Source organism: Lysinibacillus sp. FSL R5-0849 (assembly GCF_038595075.1).
Classification (GTDB): domain Bacteria; phylum Bacillota; class Bacilli; order Bacillales_A; family Planococcaceae; genus Lysinibacillus; species Lysinibacillus fusiformis.
In genome coordinates, this window is sequence record NZ_CP152004.1 from 56,158 (window position 1) to 77,904 (window position 21,747).

General features: G+C 37.1%; 25 protein-coding genes and 1 rRNA gene. 25 read left to right on the top strand and 1 reads right to left on the bottom strand.

Annotated elements, in window-relative coordinates; all coding sequences use genetic code 11:
* Positions 1 to 126 precede the first annotated feature (126 nt).
* The 12 genes from rrf to rsmI all read left to right on the top strand — a co-directional run bounded on the left by rrf (position 127) and on the right by rsmI (position 8,532).
* Positions 127 to 242, top strand: a 5S ribosomal RNA gene (gene rrf, locus MKY80_RS00250).
* Between the two features lie 110 nt (positions 243 to 352).
* On the top strand, positions 353 to 790 hold the full coding sequence (locus MKY80_RS00255; protein WP_008179701.1) for an SRPBCC family protein: 438 nt from the start codon (positions 353 to 355) through the stop codon (positions 788 to 790).
* Positions 791 to 976: 186 nt separating this feature from the next.
* A complete protein-coding gene (locus MKY80_RS00260; protein WP_008179703.1) occupies positions 977 to 2,410 on the top strand; it encodes an aminotransferase class I/II-fold pyridoxal phosphate-dependent enzyme in 1,434 nt (477 codons plus the stop codon).
* Positions 2,411 to 2,428: 18 nt separating this feature from the next.
* Positions 2,429 to 3,058, top strand: coding sequence for a dTMP kinase (gene tmk / locus MKY80_RS00265; RefSeq protein ID WP_043990640.1), 630 nt, complete (start codon positions 2,429 to 2,431; stop codon positions 3,056 to 3,058).
* Positions 3,059 to 3,204: 146 nt separating this feature from the next.
* A complete protein-coding gene (locus MKY80_RS00270) occupies positions 3,205 to 3,534 on the top strand; it encodes a cyclic-di-AMP receptor (protein ID WP_004229230.1) in 330 nt (109 codons plus the stop codon).
* 131 nt (positions 3,535 to 3,665) lie between these two features.
* Positions 3,666 to 4,106, top strand: a complete 441-nt coding sequence (locus MKY80_RS00275) for a YaaR family protein (protein ID WP_008179711.1) — start codon at positions 3,666 to 3,668, stop codon at positions 4,104 to 4,106.
* A gap of 297 nt (positions 4,107 to 4,403) precedes the next feature.
* The gene (gene holB / locus MKY80_RS00280; protein WP_008179713.1) at positions 4,404 to 5,408 is read left to right on the top strand and encodes a DNA polymerase III subunit delta'; all 1,005 of its coding nucleotides are present in this window, start codon (positions 4,404 to 4,406) and stop codon (positions 5,406 to 5,408) included.
* The gene (locus tag MKY80_RS00285) at positions 5,401 to 6,216 is read left to right on the top strand and encodes a stage 0 sporulation family protein (protein ID WP_008179715.1); all 816 of its coding nucleotides are present in this window, start codon (positions 5,401 to 5,403) and stop codon (positions 6,214 to 6,216) included. The genes holB and MKY80_RS00285 overlap by 8 nt, the downstream gene beginning before the upstream one ends.
* A 27-nt stretch (positions 6,217 to 6,243) precedes the next feature.
* The gene (gene yabA, locus MKY80_RS00290; RefSeq protein WP_043990641.1) at positions 6,244 to 6,600 is read left to right on the top strand and encodes a DNA replication initiation control protein YabA; all 357 of its coding nucleotides are present in this window, start codon (positions 6,244 to 6,246) and stop codon (positions 6,598 to 6,600) included.
* A 63-nt stretch (positions 6,601 to 6,663) separates the two neighbouring features.
* Positions 6,664 to 7,413, top strand: a complete 750-nt coding sequence (locus tag MKY80_RS00295; protein WP_239355390.1) for a tRNA1(Val) (adenine(37)-N6)-methyltransferase — start codon at positions 6,664 to 6,666, stop codon at positions 7,411 to 7,413.
* Positions 7,397 to 7,660: a GIY-YIG nuclease family protein gene (locus MKY80_RS00300; protein WP_008179720.1), complete on the top strand. Its 264-nt coding sequence runs from the start codon at positions 7,397 to 7,399 to the stop codon at positions 7,658 to 7,660. The genes MKY80_RS00295 and MKY80_RS00300 overlap by 17 nt, the downstream gene beginning before the upstream one ends.
* A complete protein-coding gene (rsmI, locus tag MKY80_RS00305) occupies positions 7,657 to 8,532 on the top strand; it encodes a 16S rRNA (cytidine(1402)-2'-O)-methyltransferase (RefSeq protein ID WP_089987310.1) in 876 nt (291 codons plus the stop codon). The genes MKY80_RS00300 and rsmI overlap by 4 nt, the downstream gene beginning before the upstream one ends.
* A gap of 184 nt (positions 8,533 to 8,716) precedes the next feature.
* Here the strand turns inward: rsmI and MKY80_RS00310 are convergent, their stop codons facing one another.
* Entirely contained in the window at positions 8,717 to 8,995 is a 279-nt protein-coding gene (locus MKY80_RS00310) for an AbrB/MazE/SpoVT family DNA-binding domain-containing protein (RefSeq protein ID WP_004229214.1), read from the bottom strand.
* A 349-nt stretch (positions 8,996 to 9,344) separates the two neighbouring features.
* Here MKY80_RS00310 and metG point away from each other — a divergent pair, with 349 nt between their 5' ends.
* From metG to MKY80_RS00375, 13 genes are all read left to right on the top strand, one after another.
* Positions 9,345 to 11,321, top strand: coding sequence for a methionine--tRNA ligase (gene metG, locus MKY80_RS00315; RefSeq protein WP_089987309.1), 1,977 nt, complete (start codon positions 9,345 to 9,347; stop codon positions 11,319 to 11,321).
* A 253-nt stretch (positions 11,322 to 11,574) separates the two neighbouring features.
* Positions 11,575 to 12,345, top strand: coding sequence for a TatD family hydrolase (locus MKY80_RS00320; protein WP_008181618.1), 771 nt, complete (start codon positions 11,575 to 11,577; stop codon positions 12,343 to 12,345).
* 135 nt (positions 12,346 to 12,480) lie between these two features.
* The gene (locus tag MKY80_RS00325) at positions 12,481 to 13,692 is read left to right on the top strand and encodes a G5 and 3D domain-containing protein (RefSeq protein ID WP_008181616.1); all 1,212 of its coding nucleotides are present in this window, start codon (positions 12,481 to 12,483) and stop codon (positions 13,690 to 13,692) included.
* 194 nt (positions 13,693 to 13,886) lie between these two features.
* Positions 13,887 to 14,453, top strand: a complete 567-nt coding sequence (gene rnmV, locus MKY80_RS00330) for a ribonuclease M5 (protein ID WP_090003281.1) — start codon at positions 13,887 to 13,889, stop codon at positions 14,451 to 14,453.
* Positions 14,446 to 15,327 (top strand): 16S rRNA (adenine(1518)-N(6)/adenine(1519)-N(6))-dimethyltransferase RsmA, encoded by an 882-nt coding sequence (rsmA, locus tag MKY80_RS00335; RefSeq protein ID WP_107922839.1) that lies wholly within the window; start codon positions 14,446 to 14,448, stop codon positions 15,325 to 15,327. Before rnmV ends, rsmA begins: the two co-directional genes overlap by 8 nt.
* Before the next feature lie 156 nt (positions 15,328 to 15,483).
* A complete protein-coding gene (locus tag MKY80_RS00340; protein WP_004229199.1) occupies positions 15,484 to 15,744 on the top strand; it encodes a Veg family protein in 261 nt (86 codons plus the stop codon).
* Positions 15,745 to 15,859: 115 nt separating this feature from the next.
* Positions 15,860 to 16,039, top strand: a complete 180-nt coding sequence (locus tag MKY80_RS00345; RefSeq protein ID WP_025116349.1) for a small, acid-soluble spore protein, alpha/beta type — start codon at positions 15,860 to 15,862, stop codon at positions 16,037 to 16,039.
* A 220-nt stretch (positions 16,040 to 16,259) separates the two neighbouring features.
* Positions 16,260 to 17,126, top strand: a complete 867-nt coding sequence (gene ispE / locus MKY80_RS00350; RefSeq protein WP_089987305.1) for a 4-(cytidine 5'-diphospho)-2-C-methyl-D-erythritol kinase — start codon at positions 16,260 to 16,262, stop codon at positions 17,124 to 17,126.
* 56 nt (positions 17,127 to 17,182) lie between these two features.
* On the top strand, positions 17,183 to 18,016 hold the full coding sequence (gene purR / locus MKY80_RS00355) for a pur operon repressor (RefSeq protein WP_008181605.1): 834 nt from the start codon (positions 17,183 to 17,185) through the stop codon (positions 18,014 to 18,016).
* On the top strand, positions 18,013 to 18,387 hold the full coding sequence (locus tag MKY80_RS00360; protein WP_008181603.1) for a RidA family protein: 375 nt from the start codon (positions 18,013 to 18,015) through the stop codon (positions 18,385 to 18,387). Before purR ends, MKY80_RS00360 begins: the two co-directional genes overlap by 4 nt.
* A 223-nt stretch (positions 18,388 to 18,610) precedes the next feature.
* Positions 18,611 to 18,913, top strand: coding sequence for a septation regulator SpoVG (gene spoVG, locus MKY80_RS00365; protein ID WP_025116955.1), 303 nt, complete (start codon positions 18,611 to 18,613; stop codon positions 18,911 to 18,913).
* Positions 18,914 to 19,184: 271 nt separating this feature from the next.
* Positions 19,185 to 20,555: a bifunctional UDP-N-acetylglucosamine diphosphorylase/glucosamine-1-phosphate N-acetyltransferase GlmU gene (glmU, locus tag MKY80_RS00370; RefSeq protein WP_043990714.1), complete on the top strand. Its 1,371-nt coding sequence runs from the start codon at positions 19,185 to 19,187 to the stop codon at positions 20,553 to 20,555.
* A 24-nt stretch (positions 20,556 to 20,579) separates the two neighbouring features.
* Entirely contained in the window at positions 20,580 to 21,539 is a 960-nt protein-coding gene (locus MKY80_RS00375) for a ribose-phosphate diphosphokinase (protein WP_008180258.1), read from the top strand.
* The last annotated feature ends 208 nt before the right edge of the window (positions 21,540 to 21,747 follow it).

Here is a 21,747-nt window from a genome sequence, read left to right on the forward strand (position 1 = left end):
AGGGTTTCAAGATACGAGTAGTTCGAGGAAGCAATAGAGAGAGGGAAGGAGCGTACTCAAGTACGTGACTGACTGAACGACAGAAGCTGACGAAGAAATGCTATGTATATTGAAAGCCGAAAATAGTCTAGTGATGATGGCAAAGAGGTCACACCCGTTCCCATACCGAACACGGAAGTTAAGCTCTTTAGCGCCGATGGTAGTTGGGGGCTTCCCCCTGTGAGAGTAGGACGTCGCTAGGCAATTGAAACCGCTGAGATATATCTCGGCGGTTTTTATTTTTGTCTGTCTTTGTAAGCATCAAAAATGGTAAAATATAATGGTAAAGATTGGACAAATGGGATGAAATACAGTGGCTACAGGACTATATACGAGTGACGCAATTTATATACAGAGAGAAAAGGTAGAGAGCTTTATTCAAAATAGAGAAAAGTGGGCTGTTTTAATACCAGGTTATTTGCATCATGAGTTGCTAAATGCAAATAATATGATTTGGGTTTTTCAAGGTGACTTCGGCATCATTCAAAAGGCTGTGAAGGTGGAGCTTCAATTGAAATCTTCAGAACCACATCAAGTCTTATTTGATTTAGTTGGCCTATCGGATCCGATAAATGGTGATGGGTCATTTGAAATTAAGCATCAAGATGAATCACTCCTACTTACTGGTAGCTTAACTATGAAGGCTAGTGGCTTTTTAGCAGGAATGATGAATCCCGTATTAGAAAAGTTTGTTCCACAATTGGTGGAGCAACTTGTTAGTCAAATGGCTTTGACGGTAGCAAAAGATTAATAGTTTCATTTATAAAGGGTGGAGAACCGACTATTGCAGAAGGAGGCAATGGTCGGTTTTTATAATAGTAAGGCATTTTATTGAAAAATTATAACTTTTCCTATAAATATAGAGCAGCTTACTGAGGGATGACTTTTTTATCGCGTTATAATCTCGTATAATTAGGTGAGAATATAACGAAAATAGGTGTTTGTTTTGCAAAAGAAAAAGCCCATTATCGAGGGATTAGAACGTTTTCGACAACAACAAAATATTTCTTTTCATGTCCCTGGCCATAAGCATGGCGAACTGTCTCACCTTCCGCAAGCATTTAAGGATGTTATGCGTTATGATGTAACTGAATTATCAGGACTGGATGATTTGCATTATCCTGAGGAAATGATCTTAGAAGCAGAACATTTATTAGCGGATACATATGGAGCGATGAAAAGTTTCTTTTTGGTAGGTGGCTCTACCGTTGGAAATTTAGCAATGATTTACGCTACTTGTCAAAAAGGCGATACCATTATTGTTCAAAGGAATGCGCATAAGTCTATATTTCATGCCATTGAACTTGTTGGAGCCAAGCCTATTTTCGTGTCACCGATATGGGATGAACGAACATTAACGGCAACACATGTTACGTTTCAGGATTTAAAGGAAGCTGTAGAAAATTATTCAGAGGCGAAAGCGGTTGTTTTAACATATCCTACTTATTATGGGGTAACCTCTAGTGAAATACAGCAACAAATTGCTTATTGCCATGAAAAGGGGATCCCTGTATTGGTGGATGAAGCACATGGCGCTCACTTTCATGCATGTTCATTATTTCAACCATCAGCTTTGTCTCTTGGGGCAGATGTTGTTGTACAATCAGCGCATAAAACTCTACCTGCGATGACGATGGCATCCTTTATGCATGTGAGATCGGAGTTAATAGAAGCTGACAAAATCCATCACTATTTACGTATGCTACAATCTAGTAGCCCATCTTATGTGCTATTAGCTTCATTAGATGATGCTCGTTATTATGTACAGACATATATGGAGAGTGATGGGGCATATATAATAGAAAAAAGGAATCAATGGGTTGAAGCATTACGATCAATTGGCTCTTTGGAAGTTATTGAAGTAGATGACCCTCTCAAATTACTTTTACGTGTCAAAGGTTATAGTGGCTTTCAATTACAGGAGGCGCTAGAGGCAGTGCATGTCTATGGGGAGTTAGCTGATAGGAATCAAGTTTTATTCATATTACCATTACTCAAGCAAGGACATACCTATCCGTTTGCTGAAATAAGAGTCCGAATAAAGGAAGCTGTGACATTGCTATTAGAAACAGCAAAAACTGATAGCAGCCAGGCTTCTCAAGCAGCTTATAAGTTTGTTCAGATAACTGAGCCTATTTATACTTTCAATGAGATTGCATCTTTAAATAAAGAATGGTTACCATATATGCGAACAATGGGACGAATATCAGCAAGTATGATTATTCCTTATCCACCCGGCATTCCATTACTAGTGCCAGGAGAAAGAATAACAGTAGCAAAACTAAGTCAATTAGAAGAATTACTAGCAGCAGGTGCAACATTTCAAGGAAATCATCGTTTAACAGAAAAATTGATTCAGGTCATTAAATAGTTGGAGGCAATTAACAGCATGAAAAGCAATTTATTTATAACATTTGAAGGTCCAGAAGGAGCAGGGAAAACAACAGTCATTCAAAAGATTGCAGAGCGGTTAGCAGAAATAAATATTGATGTTCTAGCAACAAGAGAACCTGGTGGAATTGAAATTGCAGAAAAAATAAGAACGATTATTTTAAATCCTGCACATACAGCAATGGATGAACGAACTGAAGCATTGTTATATGCCGCAGCAAGAAGCCAGCATTATTTTGAAAAGGTTCAACCTGCTTTAGATGCTGGGAAGTTGGTAATATGTGATCGTTTTATCGATTCATCTTTAGCCTATCAAGGTTATGCAAGAGGTATAGGTATTGATGAGGTGCTTTCCATTAATGAATTCGCTATCGGAAAGAAATTACCTGATATGACGATATTATTTGATATTGCACCAGAAGTAGGGTTAGCACGTATTTATGCAACGGGAAATCGCGAAGTAAATCGTTTAGATGTTGAAAGTTTACCGTTTCATCAAAAGGTGCATGAAGGGTATTTACTACTAGTTGAGCGTTATCCAGAACGTATACGTATTGTGAATGCTGACCAAGATATTGATAGCGTTGTTGAAGATGTATGGTCATTATTATTGGACGCAATACAGTAAATACATGAAGTTGTCTATAACAATGTGATATAATGATACTATCCATTATTTTATCTTCAATTAGATTATTAATAGTGGGAGTATTAAAAGTTTAGGAATAATATTGAAACCTATTTAGGTTAATTTTATAAAAGGGGTGAGTGCGAATGAAGTTAGTCGTAGCTGTAGTGCAGGATCAGGATAGCAGCCGCTTATCAAATGCTTTAACGAAAAATCAGTTTCGCGCAACTAAATTAGCGAGCACAGGAGGATTTTTACGTTCAGGAAATACGACGTTTCTTATAGGAACTGAAGACTCTCTCATACCCAAACTTTTAGATATTATTCGGGATAATTGTCGTGCTCGGGAGCAGATGGTTGCGCCAGTTTCTCCACTAGGGGGAAATGCTGATTCCTATATTCCTTATCCTGTAGAGGTTGAGGTAGGAGGAGCCACTGTCTTTGTTTTACCAATTGAACAATTCCATCATTTTTAAAAAAGAGCCTCCTCATAAACATTAGGGTTCACTGTTTGAAAGGCAGAATCATGACTAGGATTTAGCCTATTGTTATCCTAAAGCAATCATGCTGAGGAGAAATAGATAAAGATCGTGGGGGCGAAACAAGCTTGAAAATTAATCAAGATATACGCGTCGGGTTAAATACAAATCGTAAAGAGCCACTACAAAATAATAATCAAAATAACCGATTTGGGGATATGGTCGTCAAGCAAGGAACAAAGTTGCAAACTGAGCAATTGACAAGGTTGTTAGGGGATATATCTACTGCAGGTGACCGAGTTGCGAGATCGCGTAATTTACGAGAACTTGCTAGGTTTAAAATGCTAGTTAAACGATTTCTACAAGAGACAGTAGAACATGGTATGGAATTAAAGCAATCTCATACTTGGAATCGTTTTGGTGAAGGAAGACGTTTAAAAATCATTGATACTATTGATACACGTCTGGTTGAACTTGCGCAAGATCTTTTAGACGAAGAGAAAGAAGCGATTGACCTCCTTGATAAAATCGGTGAGATTAAAGGCTTACTAATTAACTTATATATGTAAAACCCGTGTCTCATTCTCCTATAGGCGCGGGCTTTTTTCGAATATTTACCTTCATTCAATAGTAGACCCATGATCAATTGAAAACCAATAGCGTTTAAATACTTATCATTTCATTTTTGAATCAAGAATATCTGTTAATAAAGAACGCTGTGATTATCTTCCCAAATGTGTGAGGTGACAGTGGCAATTTTACGCAAAACGCAATCGCCAATAAAGAACTACTGCAATGTTTCTATGGAAAGTTAAGAGTGGAACAGTCCCATCTTTACAATAGAAACAGGAAGGAATTTTAAATATATGGCCAAGAATGTTGAAGAGCTATTCGCGCTACAACCAGTTGTAATGAAGCAACTTCAAACGATTTTTGACAAAAATAGATTAGCACATGCGTACATTTTTGACGGTGAAAAAGGGACAGGCAAAGCAGATATTATGCATTTTTTTGTCAAACTAATGCTATGTGAGCACCCAAATGAAAATGTTCCATGTGAAACATGTCGAAATTGCAGACGTGTGGATTCGGGAAATCATCCAAATATTCATCAAATTTATCCAGAGGGTCAATTTATTAAGATTGATCAAATGCGTGAATTAATTGGTGAAATGAAAATGATGGGCGTAGAAGAGGGACGCAAAATCTATGTTCTTCATCATGCAGATCGTCTCAACACTGCTTCTGCCAATATGATACTTAAATTTTTAGAGGAGCCGGATGGTGAGGTTACTGCTATTTTATTAACAGAGCAAATGCAATCGATACTACCAACGATCCGCTCGCGTTGCCAACACATAAAATTCCAAAAAATGCCCCGTCATGTTTTATTACAGCATTTACAGGAAAATAATATTTCGCATTCGATGGCTTCAACCGTAAGTATGATGACGAACGAGCTCGAAATGGCGATATTTTTAGCAAGTGATGAGCAGTTTGCACTTGCTCGAAAAACAGTGTTAAAATTAGTAGAAGCTATTCGGCAAAATGTACATGAGGCCATGCTTATTGTGCACGAGGAGTGGCTACCACACTTTAAAGAAAAAAGCGAAATAGAGCAAGCAATGGATTTACTACTATTTGCTTACCGTGATATAGTGTCAATAAAAGCTAATCCCGAGGCAGCTTGTACTTATCCAGACATGTTACCACTATTCAAAGAAGTCGCGTTATATTCCACTTATGAGCAATTGTCTAAGCAAATGGAATCTATTTTACAGGCGCGTGCATCTTTACAGCGTAACATGAATAGGACGTTATTGATGGAGCAGTTAATGCTAAATCTGCAGGAGGGATATACATTTGTATAATGTAGTAGGAGTCCGCTTTAAAAAAGCGGGTAAAATATATTATTTTGATCCAGCATCATTTCTATTAGAAGATAGTCAATATGTTATTGTTGAGACAGCGCGCGGCGTCGAATATGGTAAAGTGGTTGTCCCTCAAAAAGTAGTAGGTGATAATGATGTTGTATTACCACTTAAACAAGTACTTCGACCGGCGGATGATCGTGATCGTATACAAGTAGAAGAAAACGCTGCTGAGTCAAAACGAGCATTTGAACTTGCGAGTACTAAAATTATAGAACATAATCTAGAAATGAAGCTTGTAGATGTTGAGTATACATTTGATCGTAATAAAATCATTTTTTATTTTACAGCTGAAGGACGAGTTGACTTCAGGGATCTTGTAAAAGATTTAGCTTCGGTATTTAGAACACGTATCGAACTTCGCCAAATCGGTGTTCGTGATGAAGCAAAATTATTAGGAGGCATTGGGCCTTGTGGTCGTATGCTATGTTGCTCTACATTTTTAGGAGATTTTGAGCCAGTTTCTATAAAAATGGCTAAAGATCAAAACTTATCTTTAAATCCTTCAAAAATATCAGGACTTTGCGGACGTTTAATGTGTTGCTTAAAGTATGAGAATGATGAGTATGAAGAGGCAAAAGAAGGTATGCCAGATTTAGGTGAAGTAGCTATGACACCAGATGGCCGCGGTAAAGTTGTAGGTTTAAATGTGCTGGAAAGACTTATTCAAGTATATTTACAAGAGCAGGAGCGCACAGTTGAGTATACACTAGAAGAACTGCTAGCATGCGAAAAAAATCTTATATAAGATAGAGAATTTAACGAGGTGGCTTGGGTGAAGGACCGTAATTTCTTAGATACCGTTATGGAGTTCGAACAACAGCTCGAAGCAATGCAGGAGCAATTTAGTGCATTGAAACAATTTGTAGCGTTAATGATGGAAGAGCATAAGGCACTCGAAACAGAAAATCATCATCTTCGCACACGTCTAGAAGAACTACTTTCAAATACACACTCCGTACAAGCTGCTGAAGTAAAGAAAGAGAGTCCGCTAGATATAGGTGAAGGCTATGATAACCTAGCTCGTCTATACCAGGAAGGTTTCCATGTTTGTCATGTTCATTTTGGAAGCTCTCGAAAAGGTGAAGATTGTCTGTTTTGTCTATCATTTTTAAATAAACAAAATGTATAATAGAAGGCTGATTCCCACCATGGTGGTATCAGTCTTTTCTTTTGTAGCATAGGAGGAATTAGCATGGAAAAATGGCTAAAAGGTGATGAACGTCTAGACTATTTATTGGCTGAGAATTTACGTATTATTCAAAGTCCATCTGTCTTTTCATTCTCATTGGATGCGGTATTGCTTTCAAAGTTTGTCAATATTCCCTCTCATAAAGGAAGTATTGTAGATTTATGCTCGGGAAATGGTGTAATCCCTCTCTTTTTAAGTGCACGAACGAAGGGGCAAATAACAGGAGTTGAGCTTCAACCACGCTTGCTAGATATGGCAGAGAGAAGTGTTCGCTATAACCAATTAGAAAATCAAATTCAAATGATTCTTGGAGATGTAAAAGAAATACCGAAACAACTGGGCATTGAAAAATATGATGTTGTTACGTGCAATCCCCCTTATTTTTTAGCGCATGAAGCTAGTGATAAAAATCTTAGTGAGCATCATGCTATTGCACGACATGAACTCTATTTAACATTAGAAGAGGCCATTCAATCAGCAAGCAAATTATTAAAGCAAGGTGGGAAAGCAGCATTTGTACATCGACCAGGTCGATTATTAGATATAGTTACGGCAATGCGTGCAAATCGTTTAGAGCCAAAACGAATGCAGCTTATTTATCCGAAAGAAGGAAAAGAGGCCAATACATTATTAATAGAAGGAATAAAGGATGGGAAGCCTGATTTAAAAATATTACCACCATTGTATGTCTATAATGAGAATAATGAATACACAGCAGAAGTGAGAGAGATTCTTTATGGAAAAGAGCAATAGTCACTATTTTTACGTGCTAGAGTGTGCGGATCAATCACTTTACGCAGGCTATACAAATAATTTAGAAAAGCGTGTAGCTGTACATAATGCTGGCAAAGGGGCAAAATATACAAGAGCTAGAGGGCCAGTAAAGTGTATTTATAAGGAAGAATTTGAAACAAAGGAAGAGGCAATGCGCGCAGAATATGCTTTTAAGCAACTAACAAGAACTCAAAAAATAATGTATATAAGGAGGGGTGAATCGTGAAATCACAAAAAAGTACAATACACGATCAGACAGGCTGTTTATATCTTGTAGGGACACCTATCGGAAATCTAGAGGATATTAGTGTACGGGCGCTCCGTATTTTAAAAGAAGCTGATATTATTGCAGCAGAGGATACTAGAAATACAAAGAAATTATGTAACTACTTTGAAATTGACACACCTTTAATGAGTTACCATGAACATAATCTAGCTGTAGGTGGAGAAAAATTATTAACTTTTCTACAGGAAGGGAAGACCATCGCATTAGTGAGTGATGCAGGTTTACCTTGTATTTCTGATCCTGGTGCAGATATAGTTGAAAAAGCAATTGCTCAAAACTTTCCGGTTGTGCCTATACCAGGTCCAAATGCAGCAATAACTGCATTAATCGCTTCAGGATTAACACCTCAGCCATTTTTCTTTTATGGTTTTTTAAATCGTGGAAAAAAAGATCGTCGCCAACAATTAGAACAATTAAAAAAACGACAAGAAACGATTTTATTATATGAAGCACCTCATCGCTTAAAGGAAACATTAAAAGATATGGAAGCTATTCTCGGAAATCGTCGTATTGTTTTAGCACGAGAGCTGACTAAAAAATTTGAGGAATTTTTGCGTGGCACCCTAGCAGAAGCTATAGAATGGTCACAAACAGAAGAAATACGTGGTGAATTTTGTATAGTCCTTGAGGGGAATCAGGAAGTTGAAGTGGAAGATTCTGAAAAGGCTTATTGGCATACACTGTCTATTATCGAGCACGTGGATTATATCCTTCAACAAAACGATGTAAGTTCTAAAGAAGCCATTAAAGAAGTAGCCAAGGAACGACAACTAGCGAAGAGAGATGTCTATAACGAATATCATAATCAATGACGATTAAGAGTTACCTTAGGGTAGCTCTTAATTTTTTGGATTGAATACAAATGTAAATAATAGTAACCTTACATATAAAGGTCTGACATGGACATTATAAGGGGTTCACAATTTGGGTATAGTAGATAGTATACGTTTATATTAAAAACACCTAAATCACTGTCTTGATTTAGGTGTGTAAGCATTATTTTTTTAAGTTTGATTGAATTTCTTTTACTAACATTTCAGCGCCTTCTGGACTTAAAATTAATTTGCCTCCAACTAGACGGAAGTTATCATCTGAAACTTCGCCAGTAACAGCACATGTCATATTAGGCATATATTTTTTTAAGATGATTTTATCATCATCCACATAGATTTCTAAAGCATCCTTTTCAGCGATACCTAGTGTACGGCGTAATTCGATAGGTATTACTACACGACCTAACTCATCGACTTTACGAACAATTCCTGTTGATTTCATAATAGTTTTCCTCCTAATTTATAAAAGTTATATTGGCATTTCGTCAAATTTCGACATCATTTCTTTGTCTGATAGTTATCATACCAAGTAATGCCATAAACGTCAATTAATTAATGCACTAATATTATGGTTTTTTAAAAATTTTTTTGAGAAGAATGCTGTTTTTTCTGTTTTTTTAAAAGGTTTTTAATAAATATTTTTGATTATAGTATAAAAGGTTCTTATTTAAGTCAGTAAATGGATTAAATATATTATTCGACAATTTTCGCAAATAATAAACTTTCATTGAAACGAATTTCGGACTTCGTTAGAATAGAAAGTATATTGTAAAACAATGGAGGCAGTTCTTGTGAGTGAACAAAAGAAAACATTCTATATAACAACACCCATTTACTATCCAAGTGGGAAGTTTCATATTGGTACGGCATATACAACAGTTGCATCAGATGCGATAGCACGTTATAAACGTTTACGTGGTTATGATGTTCGTTTTTTGACAGGTATGGACGAGCATGGACAAAAAATTCAAGAGAAGGCAGCAGAAGCGGGCAAACATCCTCAGGATTATGTCAATGAAATTGCAGAGGCTGCGAAAAAGCTTTGGGCGTTAATGGATATTTCTTACGATGATTTTATTCAAACAACGCAAGAACGACATACAAAAGCTGTCGAAAAGATTTTCCAAAAGTTTTTAGATAATGGAGATATATATAAAGGTGAGTATGAAGGCTGGTATTGTACGCCTTGTGAATCATTCTTTACAGAGACTCAACTAGTTGATGGCAATTGTCCAGACTGTGGTCGCCCCGTCCATAAAGTAAAAGAGGAATCGTACTTCTTTAATATGAAGAAATACGCGGATCGTTTATTATCTTATTATGAGGAAAACCTTGGGTTTATTGAACCGGAGTCTCGAAAAAATGAAATGATTAATAACTTTATTAAACCGGGGTTAGAAGATTTATCAGTATCGAGAACTTCCTTTGACTGGGGTATTAAAGTACCTGGGGATCCCAAACATGTTATCTATGTATGGGTAGATGCATTAACGAATTATATTACATCATTAGGATATCTTTCAGATGATGAAACATTATTCAACAAATATTGGCCAGCAGATGTGCATGTAGTAGGGAAAGATATCGTTCGCTTCCATACAATATATTGGCCAATTTTCTTAATGGCTTTAGATTTACCATTACCGAAAAAGGTTTTTGCACACGGCTTTATTATGATGAAAGACGGGAAAATGTCTAAATCAAAAGGTAATGTCATTTATCCAGAAATGTTAATCGAACGTTATGGCCTTGATGCGACTCGTTATTTCCTTTTACGCGAATTACCTTTTGGTTCAGATGGAGTATTCTCTCCAGAATCATTTATTGAACGCACAAACTTTGATCTTGCAAATGATTTAGGTAATTTATTAAACCGTACTATTTCCATGATTAACAAATATTACGATGGCATAATTCCTTCAGAGAATCTTCAATCGACAGAATTTGATGCAGCATTAAAAGAGCAGGCTGAGTCGGTACGTATTAAATATGAAGAAAGTATGGAAAAAATGCAATTCAGTGTGGTATTGGCAGACTTATGGACATTAGTATCACGCACGAATAAGTATATAGATGAAACACAACCATGGGTATTAGCAAAAGAAGAAGCGGATAAACCAAAATTAGGTTCAGTAATGCGAAATTTGGCAGAAAGCTTACATCAAATTGCTGTCATGTTACAACCATTTATGACAACAATACCTAAACGTATGATGGAACAGCTTGGTTTGGATGACAAATTCTTAGCATGGGATACAATTGAAACATTCGGCAATACTATTCCAGCAAACATTAAAGTGGTAGAAAAAGGGATACCTATTTTCCCTCGTTTGGAAAATGAAGTTGAAATTGCTTATATCCGTGAAGAAATGCGTGGTTCAGTAAAAACTTCACAAGAAGAAGAAGTTAAAAGTGAGACAAAGAGTGATGGGAACCCAGAAATTCCTGAAATTACTATTGATGATTTCATGAAAATTGATTTGCGTGTTGCGACTGTAACCGCATGTGAAACGGTGCCTAAAGCTGATAAATTATTAAAGCTTCAAGTCGACCTAGGATACGAGCAACGCCAAGTAGTTTCAGGCATTGCAAAATTCTATTCTCCAGATGAATTAGTTGGTCAAAAAGTGATTGTCGTAGCAAACTTAAAACCAGTTAAATTACGTGGTGAATTATCACAAGGTATGATCCTAGCTGGGGAAAAAGATGGGATTTTAAAATTAGCATCTGTAGATTCAAAACTTGAAAATGGTGCAAAAGTAAAGTAACAAACGAAGAATGGCCTGCTGAATAGATATTATTCAGCAGGCTTTTCAAATCTGCTAGTAGAATTAGTCTTATTGTTATTTTGAAATAATTTATATACTGTAAAATTAATGGATTTTTAGGTATATAGGACCAACTCGAGCTTTGTCGATTAAGTGGATTGTCACAAACTCGAATCGTTTGTAACAAATTTGTAATGCTTACGAAAAATATGAAATAATAAATTTTAATAAAATCTATGTTAGGAGAATGAAGATGTTTATTGATACACATGTACATTTAAACGCAGATCAATACGAGGAAGACCTTCAAGATGTAATCAATAGAGCTTTAGAAGCTAAAGTAGAAAAAATGGTGGTTATAGGTTTTGATCGTAAAACCATTGAAAGAACTATGGAGCTAATAGAGCAATATGATTTTGTTTACGGTGTTATTGGATGGCATCCGGTCGACGCCATTGATTGCACGCAGGAAGATTTAGAGTGGATTGAGGAATTAGCAGCACATCCAAAAATAGTCGGTATTGGTGAAACTGGGTTGGACTACTATTGGGATAAATCACCAAAGGATGTTCAGCAGGCACTTTTCCGCAAACAAATACAGTTAGCGCAAAAGATTGATTTACCAATTATCATTCATAATAGGGATGCAACAGGGGATGTTGTAAATATTTTACGTGAAGAAAATGCAGCATCTGTAGGGGGTGTTATGCACTGCTTTAGTGGGAGTGTAGAGACAGCACGTGAATGTATTGCTATGAATTTTATGATTAGTCTTGGGGGACCTGTGACATTCAAAAATGCACGTTTGCCAAAAGAAGTGGCTACGGATATCCCTCTTGAGCACTTAATGATTGAAACTGATGCCCCTTATTTAGCGCCACATCCTTACCGTGGAAAGCGCAATGAACCCGCTTTTGTGCCATTAGTGGCGGAAGAAATTGCACGTTTGAAAGGGTTGACAATCGAGGAAATTGCACAAGCAACTACCGACAATGCGAAAAAATTTTTTGGGATTGACAGTTAACTAGCTAAGATGCCTCCAATACAGGGTTTACGGTTGGCAAAAACAAAGAAGTCAATTTTCAAAGAAATACTTTCGGGTTGACAGTGTCAAAACTAGTCCGTATAATCCAACCTTGTATTAAGGAGGCGTTTTTTCATGTCAAATAATTCCATGAAAAACTTGTTCTTAGGATCATTGAGGAGTAAGCAAACAGTGATAAGAATTATTTCACTTGTCCTGTTTGTATCTGTAATCTCTTTCGTGCTTTATCAAGGTACGAAAAAAGCCGTAAAGCTTGAAGCAAATGGAGAAACAATCGAAGTATCCACACATGCCAAAACTGTAGAACAATTATTACAAGATCAAAATATAGATGTAGCAGCGCATGATAAAATATCACCCTCTCTGAACACCAAAATTGTTAATGGCTTAGCAATTCAATGGGAACAGGCAAAAGAAGTAACAATTTCAGTTGATGGAAATCAGTCAAAAGTATGGACAACTGAAACACTAGTGAAAGACATTTTGAAGGAAGCGAATATTAAAGTATCTGAACATGACTCTTTAGCACAAGGTCTAGATACTGAGCTAGGCGCAGAAAACAAAATCGATATTCAAAGAGCGTTTCAATTAACGCTTGTCGATGGCGTAAACAAAAGACAAGTATGGTCCACTTCGACTACGGTCGCTAACTTTTTAAAACAACAAGGAATTCAGTTAAATGAATTCGATCGTGTCGAAAATAACCTGGAGGACGTTCTTACTCCGGCGAGTAAAATCACAGTAGTTCGCGTAGAAAAGGTTATCGATGTAGTGGAAGACTCTTTAGATTTCGCAGTTGAAAAGAAGCAAGATGCTTCATTGCAAAAGGGGAAAGAAAAGGTAGTAGCAACAGGACAGAAGGGTTCTGTTTCTCGTACGTATGAAGTTGTCAAAGAAAATGGGAAGGTTGTAGCAAAGAATCTACAATCTGAGGCAGTTTTAAAAGAGCCGAAAAAGCAAGTAGTTGCAGTCGGAACTAAAACTGTAGTTGCAAGTGCAGCGACTGTATCGCGTGGTTCAGCAGAGCCATCAAGCGGTAAAGAGTTCTATGTAACAGCAACAGCCTATACGCCATATTGCAACGGTTGCTCAGGTACATCGGCAACTGGTATAAACTTGCGTTCAAATTCCAACTTGAAGGTTGTAGCAGTAGACCCTTCTGTTATTAAGCTAGGCTCAAAAGTTTGGGTTGAAGGGTATGGTACAGCTATTGCTGGAGATACTGGTGGCGCAATTAAGGGTAATAAGATCGATATACTTGTACAAACAGATACCCAAGCACGCAACTGGGGACGTAAGAAAGTGCGTATTAAAGTATTAAATTAAAAAAATTGTAAAATAAATCAAAATGTTTTTCACTAAGGGCTTTCCTGTTTTGACTGGCAGGAAAGCTTCTTTTTTTATTTTTAGCGGCCAAGCAATAGTATATGTATAGGTACGTATAAGTCTTGTATTCCTGTACAAACAGTATCATGCAGTTGTAAAATGGTCAGAAGATAAGGTAGAAAAGAGGAGCCTTTTTGCAAATAAAAGAAATTATCGTGGTTGAAGGAAAAGATGATACGACAGCTATTAAGCGTGCCGTACAAGCAGATACTATAGAAACAAATGGATCTGCTATATCTGAAGAGACGTTGAAACGAATTCAGCATGCGCAGGAGAAGCGTGGAGTTATTGTATTTACCGATCCTGATTATCCAGGACGCCGCATACGTGCCATTATTGAGGAGCGCGTTCAAGGGGTCAAGCACGCTTTTTTACCGAAAGCAAAGACAATTGCGAAGAATGGCAAGGGATTAGGGATTGAGCATGCAGCAGACGACGATATTCGTGAAGCGCTACGACTTGTCTATACCCCCAATTTTGATGTACCAAAAGAAGATGATATAACACTAGAGGATTTAATGACAGCTCGTTTAATTGGTCATCCGCAGGCAAAGCATCGTCGTGATCGTCTTGGTGAATTATTAAATATAGGTGCTACAAATGGTAAGCAGCTCCATAAAAGATTGAAAATGTTTCAAATTACAGAAAAACAATTTGGTGCCGCAGTTGCACAGCTAGATCAGGAGGAAAATGATGCATAAGGATATTGCAACACCAATTCGAACGCAGGAAATTTTAAAAAAATACGGATTCTCATTTAAAAAAAGCTTAGGACAGAACTTTTTGATTGATCCAAATATATTAAGAAATATAGTTAGTCATGCCGACTTAACAGAAAATAGTGGGGCGATTGAAGTTGGCCCAGGCATTGGGGCATTAACCGAACATTTAGCGAGAAGTGCTAAAAAGGTCGTTTCCTTTGAAATTGACCAACGACTATTACCTGTATTAGAGGATACACTTAGCCCCTACAATAATGTGTCTATTGTCCACTCTGACATTCTAAAGGCTGATGTTGCTAAAGTGATTGCAGAGGAAATGCCAGGAATTGAAGATATAATGGTTGTGGCCAATTTACCGTATTACGTAACTACACCAATTTTAATGAAATTATTGAATGATCGATTACCAATTCGTGGCTTTGTTGTCATGATGCAAAAAGAAGTGGCAGATCGTATAACGGCTAAACCAGGGACAAAGGAATATGGTTCATTGTCGATTGCCATCCAGTATTACGTAAAGGCAGAAATTGCTATGACAGTCCCTAAGACGGTTTTCATGCCACAGCCTAACGTCGACTCAGCAGTCATTCGCCTTATTAAGTACGATGAGCCTCCAGTAAAGGTTATTAATGAGGATTTCCTTTTTGTCGTGACGCGTGCCTCTTTCGTACAGCGTAGAAAAACGATATATAATAACCTACAATCTGGTTTGCCGAATGGTAAAGCACAAAAGGACTTCATTCTAGAGGCTTTAACTGCTGCTAGTATCGAACCAACCCGTCGTGGTGAAACTTTAACGATTCAAGAGTTTGGAAAATTAGCCGATGCGCTATATCCTGTATTTGCAAAGTAAAAAATTTTGTTAACATTTTTTCTTAGATGTAAAAAAATATATGTTTTTTATAAAAAATAAGTTGACAAGATTTATGAGGTGCTGATAAAATATTATATTTTGTTGACATTTTTGGGCGATTCGCTTATACTAGTTATTAGTGAGGTGTAAGCGAAAATGCCAAAAACTTTAGCGGACATTAAAAAGTCGTTGGATTGTCATTTGGGTAAACGTTTGCAATTAAAAGCAAACGGTGGTCGCAAGAAAACGGTTGAGTGTGCAGGGATATTACGCGAGACATATCGCGCCATCTTTGTAGTTGAACTTGACCAAGAAGACAATACGTGTAAGCGCGTATCGTATAGTTACACAGATATTTTAACTGAAGCAGTAGAGATTACATTTTTAGACGAAGCAAAGGCTGCTGTCGCAAAATAGTTTCTAGTACTTATTTCTATATTTTTGAAACACTCATGTATGTTAAAAACTACATGAGTGTTTTGCGTTTTCCCGGGGCATACTAATGTGGTCAGTTGTTAAAGGAGGAGTTTATATGCCTAGAAAGGGTATCATGTCACCTCGATTAAAAGAAGAGATCGCAAAAGAACTTGGATTTTATGATGTTGTGCAAAAGGAAGGCTGGGGCGGCATAAAAGCTCGAGATGCTGGTAATATGGTCAAACGTGCCATTGAAATGGCTGAACGAGCAAGTAATGAGCAAGAGCGTAAGTAGACTATTTCTAATAAAATAGACGACTTATTAAGTTTCATTCAGTAAGGATGAAAATCCTTACTGACACAACAAATACAGCTGACGAGAGAGAACCGTTACTCCGAACAGGGTATACGGTTCTTTTTTTCCATTTTCGTAATCTCAGTATGGTAAAATAAAATGAATAATCTTGTGCGAAAAAGGAATTGTTTATATGTGTTGCTATAAGGGAGGAAGAAAAATGCTTTATGTAAAGGCGCCTGCAAAAATTAATTTAACTTTAGATGTACTTTATAAAAGACCTGATAATTTTCACGAAGTAGAGATGGTTATGACAACCGTCGATTTAGCTGATCGTATCAGTCTTGAATCTCGAGAAGATGGTGTGATCCAAATAATTTCAACGGATAATTTTGTACCGAACGATCATCGTAATTTTGCTTATCAGGCAGCGCGTCTCATTAAAGATACATATGGCATTAAACAAGGTGTATCCATTACTATTGAAAAAGAAATCCCTATTGCTGCCGGCCTTGCTGGAGGTAGTAGTGATGCAGCTGCTACACTTAAGGGCCTTAATGAACTTTGGAATTTAGGGTTATCGATAGATGAATTGGCTGAACTAGGTGCTAAAATAGGTTCAGATGTATCATTTTGTGTCTATGGTGGCACAGCACTTGCCACAGGACGCGGAGAAATAATAAAGGAAATCCCTGCCCCGCCTAACTGCTGGGTAGTATTAGCAAAACCTAAAATCGGCGTATCCACTGCTGAAGTATATGGTGGTCTCAAAGTTAAAGGACTGGAGCATCCCAATACGAAGCAGATGATAAAGGCTATTGAAACGAAGGATTATGAGCTATTATGTTCTTCATTAGGAAATGTTTTGGAAACTGTAACATTTAAGCTACATCCAGAGGTCGTCATGTTAAAGGAACAAATGAAACGCTTTGGAGCAGATGCTACGTTAATGAGCGGAAGCGGTCCGACTGTTTTTGGGCTAGTGGATAGTGAAGCTCGTGTCAGTCGTATTTATAATGGTTTACGTGGGTTTTGTGAGGAAGTTTATGCAGTAAGAATATTAGGTGAGCGAAATACGCTTGCTTAGAAACGCAAATTTGTGTTAATTTTACCTATAAATATTCGTGTATAGGAGAGGGTCGCATGAAATGGAAACGTAGTGAACGACTAGTTGATATGACGTACTATTTACTAGAACATCCACATCAGCTGATCCCGCTAACTTATTTTTCAGAACTATATCAATCTGCGAAGTCATCCATTAGTGAGGATTTAACGATTGTAAAAGAAACTTTCGAAGAAAAAGGAATCGGGTTATTGATGACAGTGCCGGGTGCTGCAGGAGGAGTGAAATATATTCCTAAAATGTCCGAGCCAGAGGTGCGTTCAGTTATTCAGGATTTAAAGGCAGAGCTGGAGCATTCAGATCGCTTATTGCCTGGTGGTTACTTGTTTATGACAGATTTACTAGGGAACCCAGATTTAATTAACCGCGTAGGGAAGGTTTTTGCTTCTGCTTTTGCAGATCAACAGATCGATGTCATAATGACAGTAGCAACGAAGGGTATATCTATAGCACATGCTATTGCTAGACATTTAAATGTGCCAGTAGTTGTTGTGCGAAGAGATAGTAAGGTAACAGAAGGTTCTACAGTAAGTATTAATTATGTGTCTGGTTCTTCCAGAAGAATTCAGACAATGGTATTATCAAAAAGAAGCATGAAGAGCGGACAACGTGTCTTGATTACCGATGATTTTATGAAAGTTGGCGGTACTATGAATGGCATGAAAAATTTATTAGAAGAATTTGATTGTAAATTAGCTGGCATTGCAGTTCTTGTTGAGGCTGAACATGCGGACGAAACGTTAGTAGACGATTACTATTCACTTGTAAAGCTTCATGAAGTGAATGAAAAAGATCGAACAATTGCATTAAGTGAAGGTAACTATTTTTCTAAAAGGGGACATGACAAATGAAAGTAGTAGCAACATCAAATGCACCAGCAGCAATTGGACCATATTCACAAGGGATTATTGTGAATGGTATATTTTATAGCTCAGGACAAATTCCATTAACAGCTACAGGTGAATTAGTGGAAGGCGATATTACTGTGCAAACAAATCAGGTATTCGCCAATGTAAAAGCAGTATTAGAGGCAGCGGGATCATCTTTAGAAAATGTTGTAAAGACTACAGTGTTTATGAAGGATATGAACGACTTTGTCGCAATGAATGAAGTCTATGCAAGCCACTTTGGGGAGCATAAGCCTGCACGTTCTGCTGTAGAGGTAGCTCGACTTCCTAAAGACGTAAAAGTAGAAATCGAAGTTATTGCTATTGTTAAATAAAGAATCGATTAATGAAGCCCACTATTAAGAGCATTCGTTCTGTTTAGGGGGCTTTTTTTATTGTTGACAAACAATTGTCAAAAATTCCGTAAATAAGAAAAAATATTATTCTCGAAAGTATTCAAATTTTTTAGAAAATTTGATAGACTATAAAAAGGAAAATATTCGGTAATTAAGAATATGATAATTTTATTTAGGCATCTAAGAGAGAGGTGGTGAGAAAATGGAAGTTACTGATGTGAGATTACGTCGGGTACAGACGGATGGTCGCATGCGTGCGATTGCTTCCATTACACTTGACAATGAGTTTGTTGTTCACGATATTCGTGTAATTGATGGAAATACTGGATTGTTCGTAGCAATGCCAAGTAAACGAACACCAGATGGCGAATTTAGGGATATCGCTCATCCAATCAATTCGGACACTCGTAATAAAATTCAAGAGATTATTTTAAACGCCTATCACAACTCTAGTGAATTAGAAGAAACGGGCGAAGAAGTAGAATTAGAGGGCATTGGTGTATAGTTAAAAGGTAATAACTAACTATTCAAGAAGTAGTTACAATTTAAAGTTGATTTTATTAGTCAAAAATTTTAAGAACTCTTCAAATTTGAAGAGTTCTTTTTATTTTGATAAAAAGAGAAAACCAGCAGTTTTAGGATATACTTTATGACATTCGAGCAGAAGGTGCAGTGGTTTTTGGAATTCATCTTTTTGTCAACTCTACATGCCTTGAAAATAGATGAATTATGCTATATAGTCATAAGAGAAAATGAGCGTATTGGAGGACTTACAGATGAGCAATATTTTTGCTGTCATTTTGGCTGCAGGTCAAGGTACACGTATGAAGTCCAAATTATATAAAGTGCTCCATCCAGTTTGTGGGAAACCGATGGTACAACATGTGGTGGATCATATTCAAACGTTAGATGTGAATCGCATTGTAACGGTTGTTGGACACGGTGCAGAAAAAGTGCAACATCAGCTGGGAGATAAAAGTGAGTATGTTCTTCAAGCCGAACAGTTAGGGACAGCACATGCTGTTCAACAAGCTGAGGGAATTCTAGGGAATGAAGAAGGAACAACTTTAGTTGTTTGTGGTGACACACCGCTAATTCGTCCCGAAACTATGCAGGCTCTATTTGAGCATCATCAGGCAAAGAATGCTAAAGCAACAATTTTAACTGCCATTGCGGAAAATCCAACTGGCTATGGTCGTATTTTACGTAGCGAGAACGGGCAAGTAGAGCAAATTGTTGAACAAAAGGATGCTTCAGCAGCACAGCAATTAGTAAAAGAAATAAACACGGGCACATATTGCTTTGATAACAAGTTGTTATTTGAAACATTAAAATTAGTGAAAAATGACAACGCTCAAGGTGAATACTATTTACCAGATGTTATTGAAATTCTACAAAAGCAAGGTGATATTGTAGAAGCATATGTGACAGATGATTTTGAAGAAACGCTTGGTGTCAATGACCGTGTTGCTTTATCACAGGCAGAGACATTAATGCGTGCGAGAATTAATGAAAAGCATATGCGTAACGGTGTGACAATTATTCACCCTGAAACGACATATATTAGCGCGGAATCTGTTATTGGAAGTGATACTGTCATTCAACCTGGTTGTATGATAGAAGGAGCCACTGTAATCGGAGAAGATTGCAATATTGGCCCAAATACTCAAATTGCAGATAGCCGAATTGGAGATCGTACAACGGTGCATTCTTCAGTTGTGCGTGAAAGCGCTATTGCGGAAGATGTAGCCGTTGGACCATTTGCTCATATTCGACCACTTTCAGACATCGGTAGCCATGTGAAAATTGGTAACTTTGTAGAAGTGAAGAAAAGCAAGCTAGGTAATGACACAAAAGTATCGCATTTAAGCTATATTGGTGACGCTGAAATTGGCAGTAACGTCAATGTTGGCTGCGGTTCCATTACAGTTAACTATGATGGAAAAAATAAGTACAAAACAATTATTGAAGATGATGTATTTGTAGGATGTAATACTAACTTAGTAGCGCCAGTGAAAGTTGGAAAAGGTTCATTTATTGCAGCAGGTTCTACAATTACAAAAGAAGTACCTGAAGATGCACTTGCAATTGCTCGTGCAAGACAAGAAAACAAACCTAATTATGTAAGCAAATTAAATTTAAAATAATTATCAACTAAACAGGAGGCCATCATGCCGTATCATTATGCAAACTCACAATTAAAAATATTTTCTCTAAATTCAAATAACCCGTTAGCTCAAGAAATTGCGCAAGAAATGGGTGTAGAATTAGGGAAATCTTCTGTTAAGCACTTCAGCGATGGAGAAGTTCAAATTAGCATTGAAGAAAGTATTCGTGGTTGTGATGTGTTTATCGTGCAGTCAACTTCTGCACCAGTAAACGAACATTTAATGGAGCTTTTAATTATGGTAGATGCAGTTAAACGTGCATCTGCTCGTACAGTAAACGTCGTAATGCCTTATTATGGTTATGCACGCCAAGATCGTAAAGCAAAAGCGCGCGAACCAATTACAGCTAAATTAGTGGCAAACCTACTTGAAACAGCTGGTGCAACACGAGTGATCGTATTAGATTTACATGCACCTCAAATTCAAGGTTTCTTCGATATCTTAATCGACCACTTAATGGCAGTACCGTTATTATCAGATTACTTTAAATCTAAAGGTATTCCAGAAGATCAAATCGTTGTTGTTTCACCAGACCATGGTGGGGTAACACGTGCTCGTAAAATGGCGGAACGTTTAAAAGCACCAATTGCAATTATTGACAAGCGACGTCCAAAACCAAATGTTGCGGAAGTTATGAACATTGTGGGTAATGTTGATGGTAAAGTGGCAATCTTGATTGATGATATTATTGACACTGCAGGTACAATTACGATCGGTGCAGATGCATTACGTGCAGCCGGTGCAAAAGAAGTTTATGCTTGCTGTTCTCACCCTGTACTATCTGGGCCAGCAATTGAGCGTATCGAAAACTCTTCTATTAAAGAATTAGTGGTGACAAATACAATTCAGCTTGCGGATGATAAAAAATCTCCAAAAATTACAGAGCTTTCTGTAGCTAAATTAATGGCTGATGCAATTTCTCGCGTGTACGAAAACAAATCTGTAAGTACTCTATTCGATTAATTATAAAGATGTTGTATAAAGGGCAAATCTATCTTTTTAGATGGATTTGTCCTTTTTCTTTTTATTTAATCAAGGGAAAGAGTATATTATGTGTGAATCTCCTAATAAAGGGGTATAATAGTAAATGTGTCTTCATAATATTTACACTACTTTAAAAAATAGAGGTAAATATTATTATAGCCTTAAACAAGATAGTCACTAAAATGCT

Excerpts from the sequence above, each read along its gene's own strand:
- rsmA (WP_107922839.1), top strand. The coding sequence starts at position 14,446 with ATGCATAAGGATATTGCAACACCAATTCGAACGCAGGAAATTTTAAAA.
- MKY80_RS00345 (WP_025116349.1), top strand. The coding sequence starts at position 15,860 with ATGCCTAGAAAGGGTATCATGTCACCTCGATTAAAAGAAGAGATCGCA.
- tmk (WP_043990640.1), top strand. The coding sequence starts at position 2,429 with ATGAAAAGCAATTTATTTATAACATTTGAAGGTCCAGAAGGAGCAGGG.
- MKY80_RS00360 (WP_008181603.1), top strand. The coding sequence starts at position 18,013 with ATGAAAGTAGTAGCAACATCAAATGCACCAGCAGCAATTGGACCATAT.
- MKY80_RS00270 (WP_004229230.1), top strand. The coding sequence starts at position 3,205 with ATGAAGTTAGTCGTAGCTGTAGTGCAGGATCAGGATAGCAGCCGCTTA.
- purR (WP_008181605.1), top strand. The coding sequence starts at position 17,183 with ATGAAATGGAAACGTAGTGAACGACTAGTTGATATGACGTACTATTTA.
- holB (WP_008179713.1), top strand. The coding sequence starts at position 4,404 with ATGGCCAAGAATGTTGAAGAGCTATTCGCGCTACAACCAGTTGTAATG.
- MKY80_RS00295 (WP_239355390.1), top strand. The coding sequence starts at position 6,664 with ATGGAAAAATGGCTAAAAGGTGATGAACGTCTAGACTATTTATTGGCT.
- MKY80_RS00320 (WP_008181618.1), top strand. The coding sequence starts at position 11,575 with ATGTTTATTGATACACATGTACATTTAAACGCAGATCAATACGAGGAA.
- spoVG (WP_025116955.1), top strand. The coding sequence starts at position 18,611 with ATGGAAGTTACTGATGTGAGATTACGTCGGGTACAGACGGATGGTCGC.
- MKY80_RS00300 (WP_008179720.1), top strand. The coding sequence starts at position 7,397 with ATGGAAAAGAGCAATAGTCACTATTTTTACGTGCTAGAGTGTGCGGAT.
- MKY80_RS00375 (WP_008180258.1), top strand. The coding sequence starts at position 20,580 with ATGCCGTATCATTATGCAAACTCACAATTAAAAATATTTTCTCTAAAT.
- MKY80_RS00340 (WP_004229199.1), top strand. The coding sequence starts at position 15,484 with ATGCCAAAAACTTTAGCGGACATTAAAAAGTCGTTGGATTGTCATTTG.
- ispE (WP_089987305.1), top strand. The coding sequence starts at position 16,260 with ATGCTTTATGTAAAGGCGCCTGCAAAAATTAATTTAACTTTAGATGTA.
- glmU (WP_043990714.1), top strand. The coding sequence starts at position 19,185 with ATGAGCAATATTTTTGCTGTCATTTTGGCTGCAGGTCAAGGTACACGT.
- MKY80_RS00325 (WP_008181616.1), top strand. The coding sequence starts at position 12,481 with ATGTCAAATAATTCCATGAAAAACTTGTTCTTAGGATCATTGAGGAGT.
- MKY80_RS00310 (WP_004229214.1), bottom strand. The coding sequence starts at position 8,995 with ATGAAATCAACAGGAATTGTTCGTAAAGTCGATGAGTTAGGTCGTGTA.